This window comes from Oribacterium sp. NK2B42, assembly GCF_000424445.1.
Taxonomy (GTDB): Bacteria; Bacillota; Clostridia; order Lachnospirales; family Lachnospiraceae; genus Oribacterium.
In genome coordinates this window covers 82,778-104,303 of record NZ_AUJX01000006.1, presented here as the reverse complement: position 1 = coordinate 104,303, position 21,526 = coordinate 82,778, and the positions used below count along the sequence as shown (strand labels likewise).

Sequence of the window (21,526 nt, the reverse complement as noted above, 5' to 3'; positions counted from 1 at the left end):
TACCCATTTTGGTATAGAAGTCACCCAAAACAGCAATGTTTTTCTCTCTAATCTTATCATATGATTTACAATAGCGAGGTGTACAAGATGATCGATTGGATTAGTGTAAGAGAAAAACTTCCAGAGTGTTACAATTTAAGAATATTCGATGAATACGGTATATATAAGTCAAGCAAAAATTACCTTATAGCAACCAAGCACGGCGGTTTCTATATCGGTTACTTGGAACAACGTAGAACCCTGGAATCTAAGCGGTGGATGAATACATGGTGCGTTGCTTCTATTCAGGATGATGGTATCGATTGCGATGGTACTGATATTGAATATGTTATCGCATGGGCAGAACTCACCAGACCACGATTTAAATAACAAGCAAAGTTAAAACATATGCACTATGTACAAATATAATCTTTATGTTAAATATTTATTATAATTATTGACGGCATAAAGTTGTGGATTTAGAATGTGTTTAATGTGACATAAAATGATTTTTCATTATAAGTCTATTTGCGTTGTTTTTATTGAGGCTATAGAAAGGAAGGTGCAATATTTTGAAAGATTCGGATTTATGGTTGGTTGAAGTTGTTGATGATTCGGACCAAGTAGTGGTACCTTTCTCAGCAGGATGCTGGGGTGGTGGCGGAGATACGGACGAAGATACTATTTGTTAATTTATTCAAGGCAGGCTATTGAGCCTGCCTTTTTATTCAAATTATTATGCTAAATAAAGATTGGACGTATAGAAAATTATATAATTGGCACTGTTTGATACATCTACCAGATAATAGGATTGTTGAGATATCTCCTGCACTAGCAAAACTATTTTCAAACTATGATGGTAACTATACCGCATGGAAAAACGATCTACAAATTTCGGATGAAACTGGAGAAAAATGTCTGAAGATTCTTGTTTCTAATGGGATATTATATGAACAAAACATTTAGTCTAAACACAATAGTTGATTATACAAAGCAGTACCATTTACCTTTGTCGGTCCATTGGGATCTTACCGAATTTTGCAATCTGAAATGCAAGCACTGCTTTATTAATAAAAAGCCCAAGTATGTTGATCTACCCCTTGCTTTGGAAGTGGTAGATTTCCTAAAAGATAAAGGATTTTTTCTTGTCACACTAAGCGGTGGAGAAGCTCTTTTACACCCTCACTTTCCCATAATCTATAAAGCACTAAAACAGGCAGGAATGCTAATAACTTTGTTCACTAATGGTACAAACTTTACTTCTGAAATACAAGAATTACTATCACAATATAAACCCTACAAAGTCGAAGTCTCTGTCTATGGTATTGATGAACAATCATGTTTCGAGTTTACCGGGATAAAGGGTTCATACAATAAATTAATCGAAGGCCTCGAATTCTTGAGCGATAATAGTATTAATACTACTTTAAAAGTTCCATTAACAATAAAAAGTCAGAAATATATAGACACTATTATTCAGATGTCCCAAAAATACGGGTTTAAATATCGTTTTGGAACACTAATCCTACCGGTGTTAGAAAATAATGATCATAGCGTGCTTTCAGAGCGTCTCTCGGCAGAACAAATTGCTAATATTATTTTTTCCTTTCCTGAATCTTATTCGTATTATGAAGAATACTATAATTCAAGAAATGATAATGTTAGTTTTGAAAGCAGATGCTCATCAATGATGAATCACTACACGATATGTATTGATGCCTTTCAATTTTGTTTAAACACGAAAAATCCTTCATATAAGTTTTTTGACCGAAAAAGCTTATATGAAGGATTTACCAACATTACCTCATACAGAAAAAATATGCTGGAAGCATATCGAGAATCAGCATGTGGAAACTGTAAACTCAATAAATATTGCTTAGGTTGTCCTGCATATCTGCGATTGGAAAATGGCAATACTAATCATTGCAATGAATACCTCAAGTGTCTCACGAAAGAAAAGATGAAAAAAATACATGAATAATTTCAAAAAGAACCAAGAAGAGAATTAATTCCGGCGCATAAAAGAGCGAATTCTCCCAGTTATCTTGATAATTGAGATATCCCTGTTCTGCTACGCACATTGGCCACACAAGAACACATTTCTTTAAGATATGTGTCATAAAACACACTGAAGAAATACCGTGGTTAGATAAGGATCATTTGAGGTAGACATCACTCGAATGATCCCTATTTTAGCTACCATTACATGTTCTATAAACTTCATAAGTGTTCATATCAACCCCTCATATCTTCCGTCATCTTCCCAGCTTGCCATTTCAATATCGTCAGCTACGGCAACTTCCAAAAGCTTTTCTCTGTATAATCTCAAGAGGACATCTTCTCCTATTTTTCCTTTTAAATAACTACTAAGAGCATAAAAAACTTGCTCATTCACCTTATAAGGATCTTCATAGTACTCAAAATCCATATAATTCCCTACAACTTCCCGGAATACTCCACCGAGAGAGTCTGCTAAATACACAGAGGCATCCATGTCATCACTATCACCATTTTTACTAATGAATTCATTGGTATCCCATGTTGACATTTTGTTAAGAACAAACCCACCGTTACTATGTTTTAACGGATTGTCATCGGTTTTGGGAATCCAAAGGATATCTCCTTTTTTAAAGGGAGTCGGGAAATCGAACCATAGATGATCGAAGAAATCCAAGATACCGTGCATTGGCGCCGGAACACCTACCGGTGGATAATCGTTAATTTCCAAAACCTGCCTGTCTCCTCGGTATTCCATTTCGTATAACTCATCCGTATTGTCGAGAGACTGCTTAAGGAATTTATACCTTAAAACTTCTCCGTTTTCATTCGTGGAACCTTCATTCATATATGCTACTTCCTTGTGAAATGCATCCATACATTTCTCTAAGGTCGGATAAACAGGCATATATCCCTCTGAATATCCCTGATCATCCCTGTAGTAACAGTTATACATGTAGACATATTTCCCAACCAGTTCATCTTGCAGGAATTTCTGTATCATCTGATCCACTGTCTCCATGTACAGATTGATGCTTTCATGAAGACTCGTCCATCCCATGTCATATCCTTTGGGTGGTTGTCCACAATCTGGCATGGTCTGAATGAGTTCCTGCCAAAGCAGCTTTTTTTCTTCGTAAGACAGTCTGTGACACTGATATATTAGCCATGCTACTTCCAAAGAATTGAACTTATAATCTTGATTCTGTAAGAACTCTCGTATGTCTTTGGAATTGATTAGTGCGAAAACATCCATAATATATTCCTTTATTTCGGGATTATTAAACTTTTCTAGTATATCCTGTTATAAAAATACTTTTCGGCATTCACCTACTCTTGTTGGATGATTTTATTTATTTCATCAATAACTTCTCTACTGGCATCATGGTAACATTCATCCGATATCTTTAAATCAAATTCATTGCCATCTGATTTGTCAAAGAGTTTCCAAGGATAAAATGCAAGATAATCATCGTACTTCTCCATTATCTTCTTATTTTTTTGAAAATCATATATACTACCTCTCAATTACCTGTGTCGAAGAATCCCACCAACTGATTGTAGTATCATTAGCTAGGACTTGTTCCAGGTATTTCTTTCTAAAACTCCTTAGAAGAACTTCAACGTCAAATTTTCCTTTCATGAAATTACTGAGTACATTCAAAAACTCCTCTTCAGGTTTTAAAGGCTCACGATAGAATTCATAATCCATATAATTATATGGGTGATCGTAATCTATTCCGTAATTAGGAAACACCATGTATACAATGCCATTCATATCAGTGTTATCCCGATAGGTTTTATCTACATCTGGAGAATCCCAGGTACATAAATACTTTAATACAAAGCGCTCGTCACAATATCGATCAAAAACGCCTTTGTAATTTGGAATCCAAAGGATATCCCCCTTTTCAAAAGGTGTTGGGAATTCCAAGTAGAGTTCCTCGAAAAAATTCGGGATAGGATTATATTCATCGGGATTCTCATATATATCAAGTATTTGTCCATCACTACGGTATGTTACCTCTATGTAATGATATGGGTTATCAAGAGATTGTTTTTTGATTTGATATGAGAGAACCTCATCTCCATCTTCAGAATCTTCTTGAAAATCAGTAAGACATAATTCCAAAGAAGGAAAAATCGCATAATAATCTTCTGTCCATTCCTTTTCATAAGACCCGTACCTATAGCTGTACATGTATACGTTTTTATGATCCGGTTCATTTTGTAAGAATAACTGTATCTTTTTGTCAAATACTTCAATATATCGCCTGATGCTTTCATGAAGGCTTTTAGATTCTGTTTCACAGCTTCTCTGAGGTAAAGTGCAGTCCGGCATAGTCTGTACAAGCTCTTGCCACAGCGTTTTCTTCTCTTCATAAGATAATCTGTGGCATTGATATATGAGCCAAGCTGCTTCCAAAGAATCGAACTTATAATCCAAACTCTGTAAATATTCACGAATATCTTTAGAGTTTATACAAGAAAGTATATTCATTAAAAAAGTCCTTTTTAGAATTCATAAATAGGCTTTAATCTAAACTTAAAAGCGGATACTACATGCCAAAAATGTATTTCTCATGATTATTTTCTTCGTTCCTTAATAATGCTGCAAATAACCATGAATTCATCATTATCAATCCATTGCCCTTTCTTGCGCTTGTCATTTAACTCTTTTGCCATTATAAATAGTTCATCTGTGGAATATTTCGAGTAGTAAGTCTTTATCTTATTAATTTTGGCAGTATAATTACTGATTGAGTCTCCGATAAAATTAAAAAAAGCTTCTAATAAACCCATATTATTACCCTCTTATCTGGTCTCTAACTAAACTATGCAAGTATTGACCGACTTAATACACTTTGTCTTTGTTCCAATTCCTTGATTCTTTTTTTTAATCTCTTATTCTTTTATCCAAAATAAATTTTTCACCTATTGAAGCTGTCTTCTTTCGTTCCTTAAGTATTTCTATTTCCTTCTTCATTAATTCACATTTTATTGAATATTCTCGTGCGGCGGAGCCGCCTGTCCGGTGAAGATAGAGCCATGTTTCCGGGAGTGCAGAGCCAGTAGTTTATTCCGCGAAAGGCTCTTTACATGAGTAACACATGATAGGCTAAATGCCATTGCAATAGGGCTTTGAGCCTATCTGCCGCATTGCAAAACAATCATGTGTGATAGAGGCTCATGTCAAGAGCACCGTGGAATAAACTACTGGCGGATGGCTCTCAGGTGCCGGAATGGTGTCTTTCAAATTCCGGACAGGTGGCTCAACCAACCCCAGATTATTCATTTTATGTTGATAGAATTAATTATCATAATATTATCACTCCTATAAAATCTTCCGATTCTATACTAATAGTAATTGACCTCTGCATCTTCAAAGTTGTCTACAGATATACCATGAATAATCCACGAAATAATATCAGAAAAAGTACTAGAGAATACCTCCTACATCAAATTCTTTAGCTATCGTCCAACCTAAAAATTCGGTAATAGAAAATGCGATAGTTCCATTAACAGCATTTCCCACCCCAGGAATCCACCCTGTCAATAAATTTGCTATATATTTTCCAGCGGAACCCGCCATAGTAGTTGCGACAGCTGATGTTGCAGTGGCTTCTGTAAGTGTCTTTCCAAACACTTTTCCTAATCCTATAACCATAGCGATTTGTATTCCGTTAAGGGGCACACAATCACTACCAGGAATATTTGCTAATCCTAGTCCTACCGATGCTGCAGCTGCTGAAGATGTATGTATTATTTTATGACATTTATTTTTTTGTTCTTTTGTCATACGTTCCTCCTACTTTTCAATTTTGTATATCGCTCCACAAGCACGACATTTGCCATTAAAAACTGTGTATTGACCACAATTAGAACACTTTTGACCTTTTCCTCCTTTGCCATCATTTACAGGAACAATCATTGTGTACCCACATGCAGTACACTTTCTTCCTGTTGATGTTTCAAAGAAAGTGAATTTGCTACAATTGGGGCATATTTTACCTGCCATATTAATCTCCCTCCTTTAGTCTCTTTGCACGTTCAATTAACTCTTTTGCTTGTTTAAAGTGATCCTTAGCTCTTCCGTAGTGCTCATCACCTAAGTCATTTTTGGCATAGGCCCACTCGCGTCTTGCTTTTGTGTCATGATATTTTGCCGTTTTTTCAAGCCTCGATATTTGTTGTTCCTTTGTCAATTTCGCCATTTTATAACCTCTTACAATATAGTGTACTTTTCTACACAACCTAATTACATACATATATATATATAAATGTACCATGCACCAAAAGATAAATTAAATGAAATTTATGTAAAACCTATATTAACTTTTAATTTATATGCACCCATAGTCAATGACGGTTTTATCTACCAAAGTACATTTTTAGGGATTGGATTTTTTGGCCTTGATATTACTATATTTTTTTCATAACAAATTAATGATTTTCATAGTTGGGTTGAAGTACACTATGAAATATATGTGTACATAAAAACAGATGATTTCGTTTACACTTAAAATGATAACAATAACCACAGAAAAGAGGCTGATTTTTGTATAAAAAAGTCAACTACCCTTTTCTTTAACATAAAGGACTGATTATATGATTTACGGATATGCTCGTTGCTCTACCAATGAAGAGAGACAAGACATTGATCGACAGAAACGAGAACTGTATGCTCTCGGTGTTACTGACGACAAATATATTTACTGGGAATATGAATCCGGTACCAAGGATGACCGTGCCGAACTTCAGAAACTTATGGATATCGTATCAGAAGGAGATGCCATAGCCACCACGGAAGTATCACGGCTCACAAGGTCTACCAAGCGCCTTTGTGAGATCCTTCAGACCATAAAAGATAAAAAGCTGATTCTTGATATCGGCGGTTCCTTCCGTGTGGACTGTTCCAAAGGTGAAATGGATCCTATGACAGAGGGGATGGTTAAGATGTGGGGCGTATTTGCTGAAATGGAGCGTAATATCATATCACAGAGAGTGAAGTCTGGCATGAAAAATGCAGCTGCCAAGGGAAAACAGATTGGAAGACCTGAAACCACCAAGGATCGTCTTCCCGATAAGTTTTGGAAATATTATCAAATGTATAAGTCCGGTGACATCAACATTTCAGAGATGGCTCGTATCATGGATTGCTCCCGGGTATCTGTTTACAAGTATATAAAAATAGCGGAGATGGATTAACCATCCATCTCCTAAAATATTGAAGTAATTATATTATCCGTTTCTTCGATTTAATTCTTTATTGTGTTGTTCCAGCAGATAATCGGCTCTACTGTCGTCACAAAGCTTATTATACAGTAGCCTGTCATCTCTGCTGTTTCCATCATAGTATTGTCGCCTTGGCAGGTCGTTATAATGGCAAATCTCTATCCAGCTTTCGGCATAACGGAATATCTCATCACAAATTGTTTCTATTTGTATAATACATTCTTTGGATAAGTGCGTATTTCCAATCCCAATTGAAAAGAATATCGGAAGTCCCGAACCATGCTCTATATCCGTTTCACATTGATGAAGGATATTACATCGCATTTCATAAAACTGTTCAGCATAGTTCTCTCCAAGAATTGAAACCAGAAAGCTGTCCTTATAATACTCGTTTTTTACAAGTTTACCACCAACGGTTGATTTGGATCCCAGACTTATCCATTCATTGCACCACTTGACATAAGCTCTCCTGTCGTGCCAGCGAATAACACCTCTATTGTCTTCGTACCATACGCCGTTTTCATCATTTCTACTCTTGCCTTTATATTTCTCATCCGCATACTCGACCCTTGAACACATGGAGGGCAATGTAAGCGCCACTACCAAAGCGCTCCAATAATTCTTATCTTCAAGAGACTTCTTTCCTGCCTCAATAATAGTTTTTATTGACAATTCAGCCATGAAACATCCTACTCCCTTTTGTTTTCTTTCTAACCGGTAGGGGCATTTATTATAAAATACGGTCTCATACTATGTTTAGATGCTTCACCAAGGATCTTTCCTGATGATGCTACCACGCACTTACTCATAACATCCTTATCAGCAAGAACAAATTTCTCAATCTTAAACCATGTTTTGAATGTTCCCGCAGTGTCTCTGTAATACTCAGGAATAGCTTCTTTTTCAGGCACTCCATACTGAATTTCTTTAACTTCAGCCCAATACCTTTCAGCCTTTCCACTTCTAATGAGCAATATTCTTAGACTATCCGATGCCATTATTTCTTTTATCATCTTTTCCGATATTTTGGAGCCCACCTTTCCATACAGACATATCCTAGCTTTTCGATTATCTCTTCGTGTGCCGAAATAGTCCCGCATTCAGGCGAAAAATGTTCTCCAAAGCGTAGAGCTATTGTTTTTATTTCACTAACCTTTCACAGAACGGAAGGAGTTCCTCTATTTTGGCAACAATACGATGTTGTTCTTCAAGCGGCGGTAACGGTATGACTATCGCATCCCACAGTCCTCTGTTAATAATAGGTGTTGCTGTTCCTCCTGAGTTCTCCTTCATATAGTCCTTAAAATAATAACTATCTAAAACATAATAAACATACTTGCTATCAGATATTAAAGGATAGATAGAATTGATTTGCTGGTTAAAGGTTACTTCTCTGTCAACCAACGCACATTTTCCTATACTACCGCCTATGCATACTTGTAACACAGAATCTGACGGAGTAACACGACCATATTCTTTTCCTTCTTCGGAAAGTCCCTGATTATCATAGTTGACATTTCCATTTTGAATATCTCCAGGTCCCAAAAATGGAATATAATTACCAAAATACTCCGGATGAGATTTTTTGGGTGTGTTTCCAGTTTGTGTTACTCCAACTGAACATACCCTTACCCATTTCCAGCTTTCAGGTATATCAAATGGAATCTCATCCACCGTAATCTCTGCTAAAGGCTTTTCTTTCTTTATCTTTCCTTCCTTGATCAACCTCTGCTTTTCATCCTGTATCTGCTGATACAGTTCTTCAGCCGTTCCTTCTTCCGGTCTCTGCTCCACCAATTTGCCCTGAATGGCGTACTGAAGGATAGACTTCTTCATATCCTCCGGGAATTTGGCATTAAACTTCTCAAATTTGTTGTAGGCTTCAGCATAGCGGTCAACATACGGAAGAAGTTCCTCTATCTTGGCAACAATACGATGCTGCTCCTCGAGCGGTGGGAGTGGAAAAATCAACCCCCTTACAGTATCTCTATCTATGCCTGGTATCATACTTTTAGCCTTGCTCTGAAGGTTTGAAATACTTATTTCAATAAAGTAACGCAAATACTCAATACTGACTAAGATTTCTGTGATTGCCATTATCTGTCTTGCAATATGAGCCTCAGGGATATTTAAAATACATGTTTTTCCTATGGTTCCCTTACAAGTAAGCAATAAATTTCCCTGCGTAGCTATGGATGTCGGTGTTGTTGTCCATCTATTGATAATAATCTGTCCATTATCATCAATATTGCTCGCTCCTGTTAAATACACAATGCCTTCTTTTTTATCATTATATCTATTAGACGGTAAATCTTGCCCAGACAAAAGATCTATACATTCTCCAAGCCTGCAGAATCTCCAACTCTCAGGAATGTCAAACGGGATTTCATCCTCTGTAATCTCCGCAAGAGGCTTCTCTTTCTTTATCTTTCCTTCTTTGATCAGTTTTTGTTTTTCATCCTGTATCTGCTGATACAGTTCTTCGGCCGTTCCTTCCTCAGCCCTCTGCTTCACCAATTTTCCTTGAATTGCAAAGTGAAGAATACTTGCTTTTAATTGTTCAGGAGTCATTCCGTAACACCTCCCGGCAATAGCGCTTCCAGTTCAGCAAGAACCTTATCTATTTCTGCATTAAGGGTAGTTCTCTTCTCTTGGTAATTCTGGATTGTTTCCATTGGAGAAAGAACCTCTTCCTCTTCATGAGGATATCCACAAAGATCAATATTGCATCCCTGATCCTTCAAAAGGAAATCAGTCGAATACTTCTTTGCCTTCGGTCCATCTTCAAGTTCAATTTCTTTTTTGTCATTCCACCAAGCTATTGCATCATCGAAATGCTTCAGTTCCATCGGTTTGGTCTTGGAGAAATGCTTTCTGTCAGAAGGCATATCCACCCTATAGAACCAAACATCACCCGAAGGCATCTTGTTATCAAAGAACAGAAGATTTGTTGAAATAGATGTGTACGGGCTAAATACAGATCCCGGTAATCTGATAACGGTATGCAGATTAAACTCTGTGAGAAGTTTTGTCTTTATCGCTACCTTGGCATTATCAAGACCGAAAAGGAAACCATCGGGTACAACAACAGCAGCCCTTCCGTTCTTCTTCAGACGATACATGATAACTGACATAAAGAGATCCGCCGTCTCAGATGAAGCAAGATCATCCGGGAAGAACCCCTGTATAGACTTATCCTCGTGACCACCATAAGGAGGATTCATCAGGATAACATCAAACTTATCATCATCGGTATAATCCAAAAGATTATGCTTCAGAGAGTTCATGTGATAGATATTCGGCACTTCGATATCATGTAAAAGCATATTGGTAACACAAAGAAGATAAGGGAAAGGCTTCTTTTCAATACCATAAAAACTATCGTCAAACTGCTTCTGTGCAGCTGTATCCTTTACTTGCTTCTGTAACTGCCCTAGCCATGATGTGATAAAGCCACCTGTACCGCAGGCAAAATCTGCCATCTTTTCACCAAGCTTCGGCTGTATCATAAGTGCCATAAAGTCTGTTACGGCACGGGGAGTATAGAACTCACCGGAAGATCCGGCAGCCTGCAAATCACGAAGGATTTCCTCATAAACGAAACCGAATGCGTGGCTTTCCTTTACATCATCGAACTCGATTTCATCAATAATATCAATGACCTGACGGAGATATACACCGTCCTTCATATAGTTATTGGCATCCTCAAAAGTGGATTTTACAATAGCCTTCTTTACAGGAGTATCCGGTGTTACGGGCAGTTCCTTTAAGGTCGGGAAAAGCGTATTATTTACAAAGTTCAGCAGCTTGTCACCGGTCATAGCATGACCATTATCATCTGCCTGCGCCCAGTTACGCCATCTGCATTCATCGGGGATGATGGATGTATAGTTGTCCTCATTCAGTTCCCAATCATCCTCCTTGGCATCATAGACCTTCAGAAAGAGCATCCATACCATCTGCTCAATTCTTTGTGCGTCACCGTTAATACCGGCATCCATACGCATGATGTCTCTGATTCTTTTGATAAAACCTGACTGCATCGCCATCTTAACCTACCTCGATTCCATAAATATTTTCTTCAAGCTCTTTTACAGCCTGTTCATACTGTACCTTGCCACCGAAGAGTTTCACGATTTTCGCAGGCTTTCCGTACTTTTCAAAATCAGCCAGGGAAAGAACCCTGATATCTTCAACCTCGGTAATTCCCTGATTCATATACTTATCCAAAAGGATCTCCAATACAGCCCTGGCATCCCCGGAATACTTGGAGAAGAAATCCCTCTTCTTTACATTATTGGCTCTCTCTGCCCTTGTTAGAGGTTTCTGACCGTATGCAACATAACAGATGAAGTCAAAATCATCTACATCAGCCATATTCTGATCCTTCTTCAGGGCTTCAAGATCAATGCCCATTTCTGCAAGGGCTTTTCGAATCTCTTCCTTCTTATCAGATGCCTTCCATTTACGGATAAAGTCTGACAGGGAAGCATATTCACCCTTAATATTGGTTCTCGTATAGTCAATGATATCTTCCTGCCGGAGTAATCTTCCGTTAGCATCATAGACAGATACAGTCTTATTGATAATCTTTACCTGACATCCATCTTTATCAACGATAGGTACCCCAAGCCTTTCAACAGGTTCTATCGGGTGATCAGGGTCGTATGGAGGCTTCGGAGGATGATTCTCCGTACCGCCATGATGGAAATGTTCATCCTGCTCTATCGGTCCATCCCATTCAGGATCCGCAAAGAGTTTTGTAACGCCACGGAAGTCCATAACAGCAAAGTGCGTTTTTCCTTCCTTTTCACGGATACGGGTTCCACGACCTATAATCTGCTTAAATGTGGTCATGCTCTCGATATACTTATCAAGTACGATGAACTTCGTCATCTTGCAATCTGCACCGGTTGAAAGCAGCTCAGATGTCGTTGCAATAACAGGATACTCTGATGATACGGATATAAAGTAATCCAGCTTACTCTTTCCATAAGTATCAGATCCTGTGATGCGAACCACATAATCAGGATTCTTCTCGACCATATCGTTATTAAGGTTTACAAGCGCAATACGCATACGTTCCGCTGCATCCTCGGTAGCACAGAACACAATGGTCTTCTGCATTCTGTCTGTTGCCTTCAGATACTCTGTAATCTCGTTAGCAACCTCATTGATACGGTCTTCAAGGATAACACCATTCGGATAATCGAAATCACGGTTATTGTAGATGCGATCTGGTATCTCGTTTCCATACAAGTCAGTCTGACCCTTATACGGTCTCCACCCATCACTGATATCCAGAGTGACATTGATAACCTTAAAAGGCGCAAGGAATCCGTCCTCAATACCCTGCTTCAGACTGTATGTATAAACGGGATCCCCGAAGTAATCTATATTGGAAACTTTCTCACTTTCCTTCGGAGTCGCTGTCATACCGATCTGTGTTGCTGTACTGAAGTATTCAAGGACTTTACGCCAGTTACTGTCTTCCTTAGCACTTCCACGGTGACACTCATCCACGATGATAAGGTCAAAGTATCCTGCCGGGATCTGACGGAAGTGTTCTTCATCGTTCTGACCCACCATCTGATGATACAGTGCAAAGTTCACTTCATGGGATGAAATCTTATTCAAACAATCTTTATCGGAAAAGTCCACCTTATAAATAGTCTTCTCTAATGGAGCAAAGTCCTGAAGGATGCTCTGATCCACAAGGATATTTCTGTCCGCAAGATAAAGGATTCTTTTCTTTATGTCAGCTCGGAGCAGTCTGTAAACAATCTGAAATGCGGTATATGTCTTTCCGGTACCGGTTGCCATGACAAGAAGAAGTCTCTGCTGACCTCTTGCAATAGCCTCAACGGTACGGTTTACGGCGTTCCTCTGATAATATCTTGGAGGATATGTATTTTGCGATGAATAATATGGCTGATCGACAACCCTCTTTTCTGCTTCCGAATAGCCGGAGCCATCATTTACTTCCGCATAAAACCTTTTAAACAGTTCTTCCTGTGTCGGGAACTGATCCAATGGAATCTGTCTCTCTTTTCCTGTAAGGAAATCATGCTCATAAAAGGCATCACCGTTTGATGAGTACGCAAACGGAATATCCATCATCTGAGCATAGGTTATAGCCTGCTGAAGGCCAAAGGATACCGAATGGTTATTATCCTTTGCTTCCACAACAGCTATTGGCTTGCCACTATTTAGGTATAATAAATAATCAGCAAACTTTGGTTTGCTGCGGGCGACCATATTGCCACGAATATTGATACGACCGTCTGTGATCTTGGTCTCCATAGTGATATGACCAGACCACCCTGGCTGAATTGCCGGTGTGATGTAATTAAGCTTAATATCTTCTTCTGACATCTGCTTCTTATTCAAAACCGCCACTTGGAGACCTCCTTCCCAAACTATCTATTCTTCATCACTTAGATTGTCATCAAAAGAAACATCGTTTTCACCAGTAATCTTGATTCGGAACTGCTCTTCAAGGTCATTAAGTTCTTCTTCTGACCAATGAGGCTGTCTCTCTATGATGTATGAAATATCCGCCCAACTCCGTTGAAGGTTTTCAAAAAATCTATATTGTGATGATGGATACTTATAGGTAACATACAGCACTTTATCCTTAGATGTGATGCTCTTTACTATATTTATCCGATGCTGCTGTAATGTCTCAATTGCACACACAAGTAATGCGTAAAGTCTTTTACTATCATCATCTTTCGTTATATCCTCAGATTTTACCGAAAAAAGATGTACGTAATCATAGTCAATTTCAGCTCTTTCTTCAGGCGTGAATTGTTCCAATGGTAGACCTTTTTCAAGAGTTTTTTTGATTAGGTATATCAAATCTGATTCTTTTTCTATCGGGGTATATGAAGCGCTGACCTCAGGCATGATACCTTCAAGAGCCTTATCTATTCGATTGATCTCAGCCTCACTATTCCTCTTTGCATATAGTTCGTCTAACTCAGCTTGAAGACGACGCTCCCTCATGGCATCACGCATTTTCTCAGATGTCTCTTTTGCATCGTTATAGGGATATTCCCCTCTCCATAAGGAATATTCTTTCGCCTTAGTTGCCTTTTCTTCTGAAGTATCCGAACTATTTGGCTGATACTTCTGACGCATCTCATACCATTTTTTCAGGAACCCATTGTAATCAAGCTTTGTAACACTCTTATCCAACACAGTGCTACCGCTAAACTCCAAATAATATCCATCATCTTTCTTTACTGGATGTAAACCATGGAAATCTTCCATATCAAATAAAGCATGATACATCCTGTTATAAGGAATCATATCAGCATCAAAAAGAGCACATTCGTCTATGGACAATGCAGCTGCTATATCTTTTAAAGCCTTTTCTCGAGGTATCTTTTTATTTTTCTCATACTGAGCAATTCGAACATCAGCTGTTGAAGCTGAAAAACCGCATCTTATTCCCAGTTCCTTTTGAGACCAACCCCTCAACTCACGGTACTTTTTTATTTTTCCACCGATGGATCCCGGAGAAACATAATCGTCACCATCAAATAATCTCATTATATCAAAAGCCATGGTTTATCCCTTCCATTTGCTCACAATAAGCGCAATCTTAACCTAATTATAACAGAATCCTTTCTTATCTAAACATAAAAATATATATTAGACTTAAAATATCTACACTAAACTTTAAGGTTAGCACTTGTGCTAATCAGTTAGATATGTTAGACTACATATACAAACCTAAAAGGTTAGTGTTGAACCCATAGGAGGAAAGCAATGGAAAAAAATATAGAAACGGCTTATATCGGTCCCCAGCAGATCATGGAGGACTGGGATGTTTCCAGAGCCACAGCCTACAACATCATAAAGAAAATGAATGCACAGCTAAAGAAGGAACATCCCACAGCACTCATAATCGCAGGCAAAGTAAACAGGATATGGTACAAGGAAGCTTGTTTACAAACATCTGAAAAAAGGCGGTTAAAGAAATCATTAAGGAGTTTAAACACAGCGATGCCAAAAAAGGCCGTAATATACCACTTTACAGATAAAAGTGAAAAGAGACCAGTAACCTACAGAAAGCAGCTAAAAGTCCTCAAGGAATATGCTTGACATTGAGAAGATTCTTACATAGTGTTTTAGCAGAAACCACCAGTGGATACCTCCGGTATCTCTGAATGTAGAAGTTTGGTCGCTAATACATTACAGAAACACAGGTGGTTTTTCAATTGTTAAAAAACGGTTTTAAGGTATGATTTTTATCTACCATCATACCCGAAGCCTCTCATTTTCACACATATAGATACGCTCTTATCAATAAATAATTTAAGTGATTCTATAAGTAGTATACTGACGGGGTTGGTCATGATGTGTCCAAGTGAAAAGGTTATTTATAAACATTTCGTAAAACTATTAATTATAGAATTATGTCTATGCCATTTATACATAAGAATCTATTTTGTATAAAATCTTTCGCATACACTCAATACTTATGTCGGCAAATAACATCATATTCATGATGCTAGATAATAACGATTAATTGCCCACTTTGAGTTTATTTTTTAATAATAATAAAAATGCCATCAGAACCTGTGACTGGATCTGGTGGCATTGAAGTGCCTTTTTTTGTAAGCACAAGTTGTGTGAGAAATCCCCTGATTTATACCAAATGCTTAGCATTAATCCTGTCTATTTCCTCATTGATGATATCGCCTAAGGTTTTATCATCAAGTTCTATGATCTCCTTTGCAGCTACAGACTTATCCGCAAACGCATCACAAAGAAGTACCGTGTAACATTAAGAAAGACTTAAATACGTAATGATTATAAAATGATGCACGGTATCAATGGCTCGGTTCTAAACTTTCTCTTACATATCCTTCGAGTCCCCCGAATCAATTATCTCCCCGGAATCCGCATTCACATAATCCACATGAACATTTTCTACTTCTTTTCCGGAAAATACTGCGTACATGCCTCCACACATGTAAAAAGTCACTATTCCTAATGTTTCCGCAAAATCAAGCTCCTTGTTCTTTGTGGTAACAGTAAAGCTTGTAAAATCCTCATTAGCTTCGATCTTTGTGATATTCGGATACTCTTCTGAATCTACCATCTCTTGGAGTGAAGAATTAATGGAATCCCTGATTCCTGAAAGAAGCTCCTCGTGCTGTGCCTTGTTCATCACATAAGTAGCACTTCCGTCGCTGTTCAGAGTTATGGATTTAAACCCTTTTTCCTTTGCAAGCTCATCAAGCTCTTTCTGGGTAGTCTCTCCAACATAGTCTTTCGGAATATTAAGAGTCACGTTGAATAACCCCTTGTCAACATTTACGTCACCAAGAGCTTCAAGTTCTTCCATGCCATCATCGGAAGTCTCTGTAGTCTCTTCTGTCGCAGGTTCCGAACTTTTTTCAGTCTCTGCAGTTGTACTCTTTAAAGCCTCTGGCTTTGCTTCCTCCACCTGACTACCGCAACCGGATATAGCCGATATACTAATAGCAAATGTGAGGATTATGGCTAATGCTCTCTTATTCATGGCTTAAAACCCTCCCTTTCGCCCGGTTAGATAGACTTCAACCGTATCAAATGGCTCATAGGCTGTGATCTGCTTTGAAAGTGTTGCTCCGGGCTTTATCTCACTGTCTCCATCTGTTATGTATGTAGAACCATATTCAACTACATTTCCGGAAGAATCCAGGAATAAAGCGTATGCTTCTACAAACTTTGCAGATTCTGTACCATTGTTTGTTGCAGTAACGACCACATTTTTATCATTTATGTTCTGAACCACTTCAAGGTCACTAAGTACCGAACCATAATATGGATCTGTGTCATAGCTCATGGTGTATTCAACATGGTCAATGTCCTTTACAGAGTCAAAGTAGAAGGTTGCTATTGATTCTTCCCCAGGGCCTACTACATCTATTGAACCATCGTCAGCACCGATTACGTTTCCTGATGCATCATATGCTGTCATATTGATATTAATCCCTACGGTTTTTTCGCTGTTGTTTCCTATCACAAGGAACCTCATGCTGTCGCCTATAGTGTTTTCATAGCTGTATTCTTTAACAGAAAAGTCACTGTCTGATACTTCGTTTGTTGAAACGGAAGCCTCTCCATCTGATCTGCCTGTCAGATAACATTCAACATGGTCAAAATCATTATAGGTAGAGAGCTGAGCAGATAATGTTGCCCCCGGCTTTATTTCACTGTCATTGTCTGTAACGTATTTGGAGCTATATTCTACAACATTGTTGTCTGCATCAAAGAAAAGAGCGTAGGCTTCTACAAACTGAGCATTGTATTCACCATCATTCGTTGCCCTGATGGTCAGGTTCTTATCATTGATGGTCTGCTCCATACGGATATTGTTGATGACTGGCTTATAATATGGACTTGTGTCATATGAAAGAGCGCAGTCGACCTTGTCTATTCCTGAAACACTATCAAAGTAGAAAACCATAAGGCTCGTCTCTCCGGGACCAAGTACATCAATTTCCCGCTGACTTGCACCTATCACACTACCTGTCGAGTCATAAGCTGTTGCATTTCCGTCGATTTCTACCGTAGCTGCAGAATTATTCTTTACTATATAGAAATAAAGGGAATCTCCAATTGTGTTCTCGTAGATGTAGCCTGTCTTCTCAAAATCATCATCGCTTACTGATTTTGAAGTCACCGAAGACGCTGTTTCCTTCTTCTGCCTGTTATCGACTACTGTAGAACCGGAACCGCCGCTCTTCTCGGTTTCTGTGCGATTGTCTTTCACTTCAACATTTGCTTCAGTAGTCTGAGCAGGACTTTGGGTTGACCCGCAGCCTGCCAAAATTGCCATTGATAAAATAAGTGCCAAAGACCATTTCTTCATAAGTCAGCTCCTCCTATACCTTTCTGGAAACCATCAGGAACCCGATTCCTGAAAGTAACGCCGCAAGCGCTCCAACGATACAGGCAAGGCCAATGTCCCCAAACATCATGGAACCAAGAAATATCCCCGCCACTCCTACAAGAATAAGTAAAATAGCTATAACTTTCATTCCAACCTCCGTGTTAGATATATATGAAGTTTCTCTGTGCCTCACTACACAGGTTTTTACCGGTATTTTGTTAAACAGGTTTTTAAACCTAAATTATTAATCTATTTGTTTTTCAGAAGAAAATATGAAGTAGAACCAGGGCTATGAATATGGCAAATAATACTACTGACACGAATTCCCAAAGACTGTCCCCTGATCTTTCACCGTGATGGTCAAACTCAAAGTCCAGATAATCATCTTCAAAGTCTACGTCATATCTCTTATAACTCATGCTATCTTAGCCACCTCCTTAAAGCCTTTTATGCAGAAAATGCCATCATTCATAAAGGCTCTTACATCATCTTCAAATCCTTGTCTTGAAAGGTAATCTACCCGCGCTAAAACATCATTCCATTTCTTTCGGAACACTTCGAGATCCATGCCACACATCTCAGAGACTTCCTTTTCGCTGTAACCTGCAGCATATCTTATTCGGATATCAATGTTCCTTAGCATCAGTGTTCTTTTTTTCGGCATCCTAACCATATAATCCTCCTGATTCTCTACTGGTTACGTTCATCGAAACCATTGTCCTTAACGTTATATTTGCAGAATATGCATCCGCCATTGTATTGGTCACGGATGCTTTTGAGATGTAAGAAGAATCAAATCCTTTCCGATGAGGTTTCTTTGTTCTTCTTATCCTATAAATATCGTAGCAAATCAGGCGAGAAAAAAATGTACATTTAAGAAGAATAAATGTTCTCATATAATGGCCAATGAACAATGAATACCAATGAATACCCACCGTAATGCAAAAATAAGCACATTTATCTTTAACATGCATATTAATCTGGACGCGCGTATACCCTGTTTCCAACTGCTTCTATTTTTCTTCTTTTTTACTTAACCATAACTTAAGTTTCTGTTTGTTGAAATAACCAATCATACGTTCTATAGTATGTTTATAGTTAGAGAGACACATATTATGGATGAAAATATCATGGAAGTAGGAAAACTGGCTTTAAAGATTTCTTCTATCATTAATTATGGGAATGAAACGTAAATAAAAAAGGAGGGAACATGCTCTACCCAATATGTACATTGCAGGATGATACTGAAATAACATCTTCGGAACCTGATGCTGACGGATATATAAAGATATATCTCGAAAGATTTGATAGCAAGACAGATGGATTTCTTGATAAAACAATCAAAAAAACAGATATTACAGTGAAAGAATTCGCTGGACGTTTGGAAAATGTAAGGGATGCATATTTTGACTTCGCTGTTGCAGTTTTGACATATGTTAAAAAGGAGCAGTCCCGCCTTAATTCCGTGGAAAAGTTTATGGATAAAAATCCAGAAGCATTATTAGCAGATATTTTAGAGTTCATATCTGAACAGGATGATTTTTATGATGATGCTGCTCCTGCAAGAAAATGAGGTTTCTTATGTGCGAGATAATTGAAGAATATGTTCGAGAAATAGTCGCTCTTCAAAAAGTGCAGGATATCGTCGATCATGTTGAAAATGCGATGAAAAATGTAAATATGACGGAGCAAGAAGCCTGCAAGATCATTGGTGTCACAAGAAAGTCTTATAAAGAAGCAAAAGAACTTATCTCCGCCCAAATAAATACTGATAATATATGAAGAAAAATGTATGCCGGAATCCAGTTTGGACCATGATTTTATAGTAAAAGACAAGGAAAATGTTGACCGAATAGTTGATGCGCTAACTAATCCTAAGAAACGAGTTCTTGAACCCACTAAATCAATCATCGGCAAAGAGGCTATTCTCCAGCTTATGAGGAAGTGGCAAAATGGTCAAAGAAAGGACAATAAACGGGGAAAATAAAATGTGCAATGCCTGTTTTAATGACAAGAAAATCAAATCAACGACTACTTTCACAATTGATTGTAATGGCAGCCTCATAGTAGTGAAAAATGTTCCTTGTATGGAATGTGAGCGCTGCGGCGATATTTTGTATTCCGACGATGTTTCCCAAAAATTGGAAAACATCGTAGAAGAGGCTAAGGCGCGTTCGTATGATTTCTCCGTTGTTGATTATGAGAAGGCAACGGGAATCGAGAAGGAGGCTTAATGGTTTACCCTGTTTTTACATTGGATGATGGAACTGTGTTCAATATAACTGAATACATAATATACGGGAACAGACCAATTCATATTGTGAAGTATCATGAAGAAAAGGATAAACGTCGTAGCACAACTATATTTTTGCCTGAAAAAATAGTTTTAGCTCGATGGAACTATAGTCGCGAAGACATAGACAAGCTCATTGGAATTTTTTATGAAAAATTACGTGACATCTATGAAGGGCTTGGAGAACCGACAGATGAAGAATATGATTCTTCCTTTGCATTTAGTTATGTATTGGGATACATAATGGAAATCGAAAAGAACATTAAAAAAGTTGCTAAATATTTTATGTGTGAAGAATCCACTCTTACTGAGGAAGAAGCAATGGCAGAAGCTCGACGTGTATTGGACGGTGACGATGATGATTGATCTTAAAATAAAATGGGATGAAGAAGCCTCCGTGTTTGTTGCGGTCTGCGACGAAATAGGCTTAGCGCTTGAAGATAAGTCATATACTACACTGCTGAAGCGTGTCAAAGAGGCCATTCCTGAAATGGCGAAGGAGAATAATATAGAATGTCCTGCCATAAAAATAATTGATGAAACAAATATTATCAAAAAAAGAGCGAAAACTGGAAATCGAGAGGCATATATTCGGGTGCTTGAAAAAGTAGGTGACGAAGACCCCGGGGATGATGATATCTATATCCTTAATGACTTATGCGAAGATGGATGCAGAAACCCTATGACTGATGAGGAAGTGGCTGCATTTGTTGCAGATGTCAGGGAGGAAAGACGATTATCACAGCAGACAGATGTTGGTAAAGGTTCCGACATGGAAAGATCAAGGTCCTGCTATCTGATAGCAAAGAAATTTGATGGTGTGGGATGTATCGCTCTTGAAACTGAGAGCGGTAAGGAGCTAGCTGAATTAGTTTCGAATCTTGGGAAGAAAATGCTTGATAGCGGAATACAAATTTTCACACTCTCCAACCCTGAAATGTTTGGGGAGTACAAGCCATACACCTTTGTAGCCTCAAAGGAAGATTTCATTAGCAGAGTTTTGGAGATGTGACATATTACAGCAAAGGAATTTTCAGGAAGGAAAACCATCTATGTTAAGCGACGAAACAAAGAAAGTTGTTTTAGGGAATGTACAGCTATTACGCTATTGCGAGCAGAAAAACATA

At 38.2% G+C, this 21,526-nt stretch carries 27 protein-coding genes; 9 read left to right on the top strand and 18 right to left on the bottom strand.

Annotated elements, in window-relative coordinates; genetic code table 11:
- Positions 1-87 precede the first annotated feature (87 nt).
- The gene (locus G625_RS0103460; protein ID WP_029199999.1) at positions 88-369 is read left to right on the top strand and encodes a hypothetical protein; all 282 of its coding nucleotides are present in this window, start codon (positions 88-90) and stop codon (positions 367-369) included.
- Between the two features lie 559 nt (positions 370-928).
- Entirely contained in the window at positions 929-1,960 is a 1,032-nt protein-coding gene (locus G625_RS0103455; protein WP_198014846.1) for a radical SAM protein, read from the top strand.
- Positions 1,961-2,209: 249 nt separating this feature from the next.
- On the opposite strand, the gene G625_RS0103450 is transcribed toward G625_RS0103455, so the two are convergent.
- The 7 genes from G625_RS0103450 to G625_RS0103415 all read right to left on the bottom strand — a co-directional run bounded on the left by G625_RS0103450 (position 2,210) and on the right by G625_RS0103415 (position 6,191).
- Entirely contained in the window at positions 2,210-3,232 is a 1,023-nt protein-coding gene (locus G625_RS0103450; protein WP_029199997.1) for a hypothetical protein, read from the bottom strand.
- A gap of 74 nt (positions 3,233-3,306) precedes the next feature.
- Entirely contained in the window at positions 3,307-3,462 is a 156-nt protein-coding gene (locus tag G625_RS22275; RefSeq protein ID WP_156885013.1) for a hypothetical protein, read from the bottom strand.
- 31 nt (positions 3,463-3,493) lie between these two features.
- On the bottom strand, positions 3,494-4,477 hold the full coding sequence (locus G625_RS0103440; RefSeq protein ID WP_029199996.1) for a hypothetical protein: 984 nt from the start codon (positions 4,475-4,477) through the stop codon (positions 3,494-3,496).
- An 86-nt stretch (positions 4,478-4,563) separates the two neighbouring features.
- Positions 4,564-4,779: a hypothetical protein gene (locus G625_RS0103435; RefSeq protein WP_029199995.1), complete on the bottom strand. Its 216-nt coding sequence runs from the start codon at positions 4,777-4,779 to the stop codon at positions 4,564-4,566.
- A 637-nt stretch (positions 4,780-5,416) separates the two neighbouring features.
- Positions 5,417-5,776, bottom strand: a complete 360-nt coding sequence (locus G625_RS0103425; protein ID WP_029199994.1) for a hypothetical protein — start codon at positions 5,774-5,776, stop codon at positions 5,417-5,419.
- Positions 5,777-5,785: 9 nt separating this feature from the next.
- Positions 5,786-5,995, bottom strand: a complete 210-nt coding sequence (locus G625_RS0103420) for a hypothetical protein (RefSeq protein WP_029199993.1) — start codon at positions 5,993-5,995, stop codon at positions 5,786-5,788.
- Position 5,996: 1 nt separating this feature from the next.
- Complete coding sequence (locus tag G625_RS0103415; RefSeq protein WP_029199992.1) at positions 5,997-6,191, bottom strand: hypothetical protein; 195 nt, start codon at positions 6,189-6,191, stop codon at positions 5,997-5,999.
- A 394-nt stretch (positions 6,192-6,585) separates the two neighbouring features.
- Between G625_RS0103415 and G625_RS0103410 the strand changes: the two genes are divergently transcribed.
- Entirely contained in the window at positions 6,586-7,185 is a 600-nt protein-coding gene (locus G625_RS0103410; protein WP_029199991.1) for a recombinase family protein, read from the top strand.
- Between the two features lie 33 nt (positions 7,186-7,218).
- Here G625_RS0103410 and G625_RS0103405 read toward each other — a convergent pair whose 3' ends face one another.
- The 6 genes from G625_RS0103405 to G625_RS20950 all read right to left on the bottom strand — a co-directional run bounded on the left by G625_RS0103405 (position 7,219) and on the right by G625_RS20950 (position 14,784).
- Positions 7,219-7,893 carry a hypothetical protein gene (locus G625_RS0103405; protein ID WP_029199990.1) on the bottom strand — a complete coding sequence of 225 codons (675 nt, stop codon included), beginning with the start codon at positions 7,891-7,893 and terminating at the stop codon, positions 7,219-7,221.
- A gap of 29 nt (positions 7,894-7,922) precedes the next feature.
- Positions 7,923-8,225 (bottom strand): hypothetical protein, encoded by a 303-nt coding sequence (locus G625_RS0103400; RefSeq protein WP_156885012.1) that lies wholly within the window; start codon positions 8,223-8,225, stop codon positions 7,923-7,925.
- A 127-nt stretch (positions 8,226-8,352) separates the two neighbouring features.
- Complete coding sequence (locus G625_RS0103395) at positions 8,353-9,783, bottom strand: restriction endonuclease subunit S (protein ID WP_029199988.1); 1,431 nt, start codon at positions 9,781-9,783, stop codon at positions 8,353-8,355.
- Positions 9,780-11,261, bottom strand: a complete 1,482-nt coding sequence (locus G625_RS0103390; RefSeq protein ID WP_029199987.1) for a type I restriction-modification system subunit M — start codon at positions 11,259-11,261, stop codon at positions 9,780-9,782. Before G625_RS0103390 ends, G625_RS0103395 begins: the two co-directional genes overlap by 4 nt.
- A gap of 1 nt (position 11,262) precedes the next feature.
- Positions 11,263-13,587 carry an EcoAI/FtnUII family type I restriction enzme subunit R gene (gene hsdR / locus G625_RS0103385; RefSeq protein WP_044931480.1) on the bottom strand — a complete coding sequence of 775 codons (2,325 nt, stop codon included), beginning with the start codon at positions 13,585-13,587 and terminating at the stop codon, positions 11,263-11,265.
- A 48-nt stretch (positions 13,588-13,635) separates the two neighbouring features.
- Complete coding sequence (locus tag G625_RS20950) at positions 13,636-14,784, bottom strand: helix-turn-helix domain-containing protein (protein WP_049895656.1); 1,149 nt, start codon at positions 14,782-14,784, stop codon at positions 13,636-13,638.
- Positions 14,785-14,988: 204 nt separating this feature from the next.
- Between G625_RS20950 and G625_RS22700 the strand changes: the two genes are divergently transcribed.
- Positions 14,989-15,324 carry a hypothetical protein gene (locus G625_RS22700; protein WP_049895653.1) on the top strand — a complete coding sequence of 112 codons (336 nt, stop codon included), beginning with the start codon at positions 14,989-14,991 and terminating at the stop codon, positions 15,322-15,324.
- 757 nt (positions 15,325-16,081) lie between these two features.
- Here the strand turns inward: G625_RS22700 and G625_RS0103370 are convergent.
- The 5 genes from G625_RS0103370 to G625_RS0103350 form a co-directional block, all read right to left on the bottom strand.
- Entirely contained in the window at positions 16,082-16,750 is a 669-nt protein-coding gene (locus G625_RS0103370; protein WP_029199985.1) for a hypothetical protein, read from the bottom strand.
- Between the two features lie 3 nt (positions 16,751-16,753).
- Positions 16,754-18,085, bottom strand: coding sequence for a hypothetical protein (locus G625_RS0103365; protein ID WP_029199984.1), 1,332 nt, complete (start codon positions 18,083-18,085; stop codon positions 16,754-16,756).
- A gap of 13 nt (positions 18,086-18,098) precedes the next feature.
- Positions 18,099-18,254: a hypothetical protein gene (locus tag G625_RS22695; RefSeq protein ID WP_198014844.1), complete on the bottom strand. Its 156-nt coding sequence runs from the start codon at positions 18,252-18,254 to the stop codon at positions 18,099-18,101.
- Between the two features lie 112 nt (positions 18,255-18,366).
- On the bottom strand, positions 18,367-18,525 hold the full coding sequence (locus G625_RS22265; RefSeq protein ID WP_156885011.1) for a hypothetical protein: 159 nt from the start codon (positions 18,523-18,525) through the stop codon (positions 18,367-18,369).
- On the bottom strand, positions 18,522-18,770 hold the full coding sequence (locus G625_RS0103350; RefSeq protein ID WP_156885010.1) for a hypothetical protein: 249 nt from the start codon (positions 18,768-18,770) through the stop codon (positions 18,522-18,524). Before G625_RS0103350 ends, G625_RS22265 begins: the two co-directional genes overlap by 4 nt.
- Positions 18,771-19,316: 546 nt before the next feature.
- On the opposite strand from G625_RS0103350, the gene G625_RS18170 reads away from it, so the two are divergent.
- The 5 genes from G625_RS18170 to G625_RS21805 all read left to right on the top strand — a co-directional run bounded on the left by G625_RS18170 (position 19,317) and on the right by G625_RS21805 (position 21,411).
- The gene (locus tag G625_RS18170) at positions 19,317-19,679 is read left to right on the top strand and encodes a hypothetical protein (protein WP_044931434.1); all 363 of its coding nucleotides are present in this window, start codon (positions 19,317-19,319) and stop codon (positions 19,677-19,679) included.
- An 8-nt stretch (positions 19,680-19,687) separates the two neighbouring features.
- Positions 19,688-19,888 carry a hypothetical protein gene (locus tag G625_RS0103340; protein WP_029199982.1) on the top strand — a complete coding sequence of 67 codons (201 nt, stop codon included), beginning with the start codon at positions 19,688-19,690 and terminating at the stop codon, positions 19,886-19,888.
- 170 nt (positions 19,889-20,058) lie between these two features.
- The gene (locus G625_RS0103330) at positions 20,059-20,340 is read left to right on the top strand and encodes a type II toxin-antitoxin system MqsA family antitoxin (RefSeq protein ID WP_242826583.1); all 282 of its coding nucleotides are present in this window, start codon (positions 20,059-20,061) and stop codon (positions 20,338-20,340) included.
- Positions 20,340-20,765: a hypothetical protein gene (locus G625_RS0103325; protein ID WP_029199979.1), complete on the top strand. Its 426-nt coding sequence runs from the start codon at positions 20,340-20,342 to the stop codon at positions 20,763-20,765. The genes G625_RS0103330 and G625_RS0103325 overlap by 1 nt, the downstream gene beginning before the upstream one ends.
- Positions 20,755-21,411, top strand: coding sequence for a DUF6718 family protein (locus G625_RS21805; protein WP_084152740.1), 657 nt, complete (start codon positions 20,755-20,757; stop codon positions 21,409-21,411). The genes G625_RS0103325 and G625_RS21805 overlap by 11 nt, the downstream gene beginning before the upstream one ends.
- Positions 21,412-21,526: the final 115 nt, after the last annotated feature.

What these genes read in the sequence shown, in the direction of transcription:
- G625_RS0103405 (WP_029199990.1), bottom strand. Translation starts at nt 7,893, where the DNA reads ATGGCTGAATTGTCAATAAAAACTATTATTGAGGCAGGAAAGAAGTCT.
- G625_RS22695 (WP_198014844.1), bottom strand. Translation starts at nt 18,254, where the DNA reads ATGAAAGTTATAGCTATTTTACTTATTCTTGTAGGAGTGGCGGGGATA.
- G625_RS0103420 (WP_029199993.1), bottom strand. Translation starts at nt 5,995, where the DNA reads ATGGCAGGTAAAATATGCCCCAATTGTAGCAAATTCACTTTCTTTGAA.
- G625_RS21805 (WP_084152740.1), top strand. Translation starts at nt 20,755, where the DNA reads ATGATGATTGATCTTAAAATAAAATGGGATGAAGAAGCCTCCGTGTTT.
- G625_RS22700 (WP_049895653.1), top strand. Translation starts at nt 14,989, where the DNA reads ATGGAAAAAAATATAGAAACGGCTTATATCGGTCCCCAGCAGATCATG.
- G625_RS0103330 (WP_242826583.1), top strand. Translation starts at nt 20,059, where the DNA reads ATGGTCAAAGAAAGGACAATAAACGGGGAAAATAAAATGTGCAATGCC.
- G625_RS0103390 (WP_029199987.1), bottom strand. Translation starts at nt 11,261, where the DNA reads ATGGCGATGCAGTCAGGTTTTATCAAAAGAATCAGAGACATCATGCGT.
- G625_RS0103435 (WP_029199995.1), bottom strand. Translation starts at nt 4,779, where the DNA reads ATGGGTTTATTAGAAGCTTTTTTTAATTTTATCGGAGACTCAATCAGT.
- G625_RS0103460 (WP_029199999.1), top strand. Translation starts at nt 88, where the DNA reads ATGATCGATTGGATTAGTGTAAGAGAAAAACTTCCAGAGTGTTACAAT.
- G625_RS0103340 (WP_029199982.1), top strand. Translation starts at nt 19,688, where the DNA reads ATGTGCGAGATAATTGAAGAATATGTTCGAGAAATAGTCGCTCTTCAA.
- G625_RS0103365 (WP_029199984.1), bottom strand. Translation starts at nt 18,085, where the DNA reads ATGAAGAAATGGTCTTTGGCACTTATTTTATCAATGGCAATTTTGGCA.
- G625_RS0103410 (WP_029199991.1), top strand. Translation starts at nt 6,586, where the DNA reads ATGATTTACGGATATGCTCGTTGCTCTACCAATGAAGAGAGACAAGAC.
- G625_RS0103325 (WP_029199979.1), top strand. Translation starts at nt 20,340, where the DNA reads ATGGTTTACCCTGTTTTTACATTGGATGATGGAACTGTGTTCAATATA.
- G625_RS0103455 (WP_198014846.1), top strand. Translation starts at nt 929, where the DNA reads ATGAACAAAACATTTAGTCTAAACACAATAGTTGATTATACAAAGCAG.
- G625_RS0103450 (WP_029199997.1), bottom strand. Translation starts at nt 3,232, where the DNA reads ATGGATGTTTTCGCACTAATCAATTCCAAAGACATACGAGAGTTCTTA.
- G625_RS0103395 (WP_029199988.1), bottom strand. Translation starts at nt 9,783, where the DNA reads ATGACTCCTGAACAATTAAAAGCAAGTATTCTTCACTTTGCAATTCAA.
- G625_RS0103415 (WP_029199992.1), bottom strand. Translation starts at nt 6,191, where the DNA reads ATGGCGAAATTGACAAAGGAACAACAAATATCGAGGCTTGAAAAAACG.
- hsdR (WP_044931480.1), bottom strand. Translation starts at nt 13,587, where the DNA reads ATGTCAGAAGAAGATATTAAGCTTAATTACATCACACCGGCAATTCAG.
- G625_RS18170 (WP_044931434.1), top strand. Translation starts at nt 19,317, where the DNA reads ATGCTCTACCCAATATGTACATTGCAGGATGATACTGAAATAACATCT.
- G625_RS20950 (WP_049895656.1), bottom strand. Translation starts at nt 14,784, where the DNA reads ATGGCTTTTGATATAATGAGATTATTTGATGGTGACGATTATGTTTCT.
- G625_RS0103440 (WP_029199996.1), bottom strand. Translation starts at nt 4,477, where the DNA reads ATGAATATACTTTCTTGTATAAACTCTAAAGATATTCGTGAATATTTA.
- G625_RS0103400 (WP_156885012.1), bottom strand. Translation starts at nt 8,225, where the DNA reads ATGATAAAAGAAATAATGGCATCGGATAGTCTAAGAATATTGCTCATT.
- G625_RS22265 (WP_156885011.1), bottom strand. Translation starts at nt 18,525, where the DNA reads ATGAGTTATAAGAGATATGACGTAGACTTTGAAGATGATTATCTGGAC.
- G625_RS22275 (WP_156885013.1), bottom strand. Translation starts at nt 3,462, where the DNA reads ATGGAGAAGTACGATGATTATCTTGCATTTTATCCTTGGAAACTCTTT.
- G625_RS0103370 (WP_029199985.1), bottom strand. Translation starts at nt 16,750, where the DNA reads ATGAATAAGAGAGCATTAGCCATAATCCTCACATTTGCTATTAGTATA.
- G625_RS0103425 (WP_029199994.1), bottom strand. Translation starts at nt 5,776, where the DNA reads ATGACAAAAGAACAAAAAAATAAATGTCATAAAATAATACATACATCT.
- G625_RS0103350 (WP_156885010.1), bottom strand. Translation starts at nt 18,770, where the DNA reads ATGCCGAAAAAAAGAACACTGATGCTAAGGAACATTGATATCCGAATA.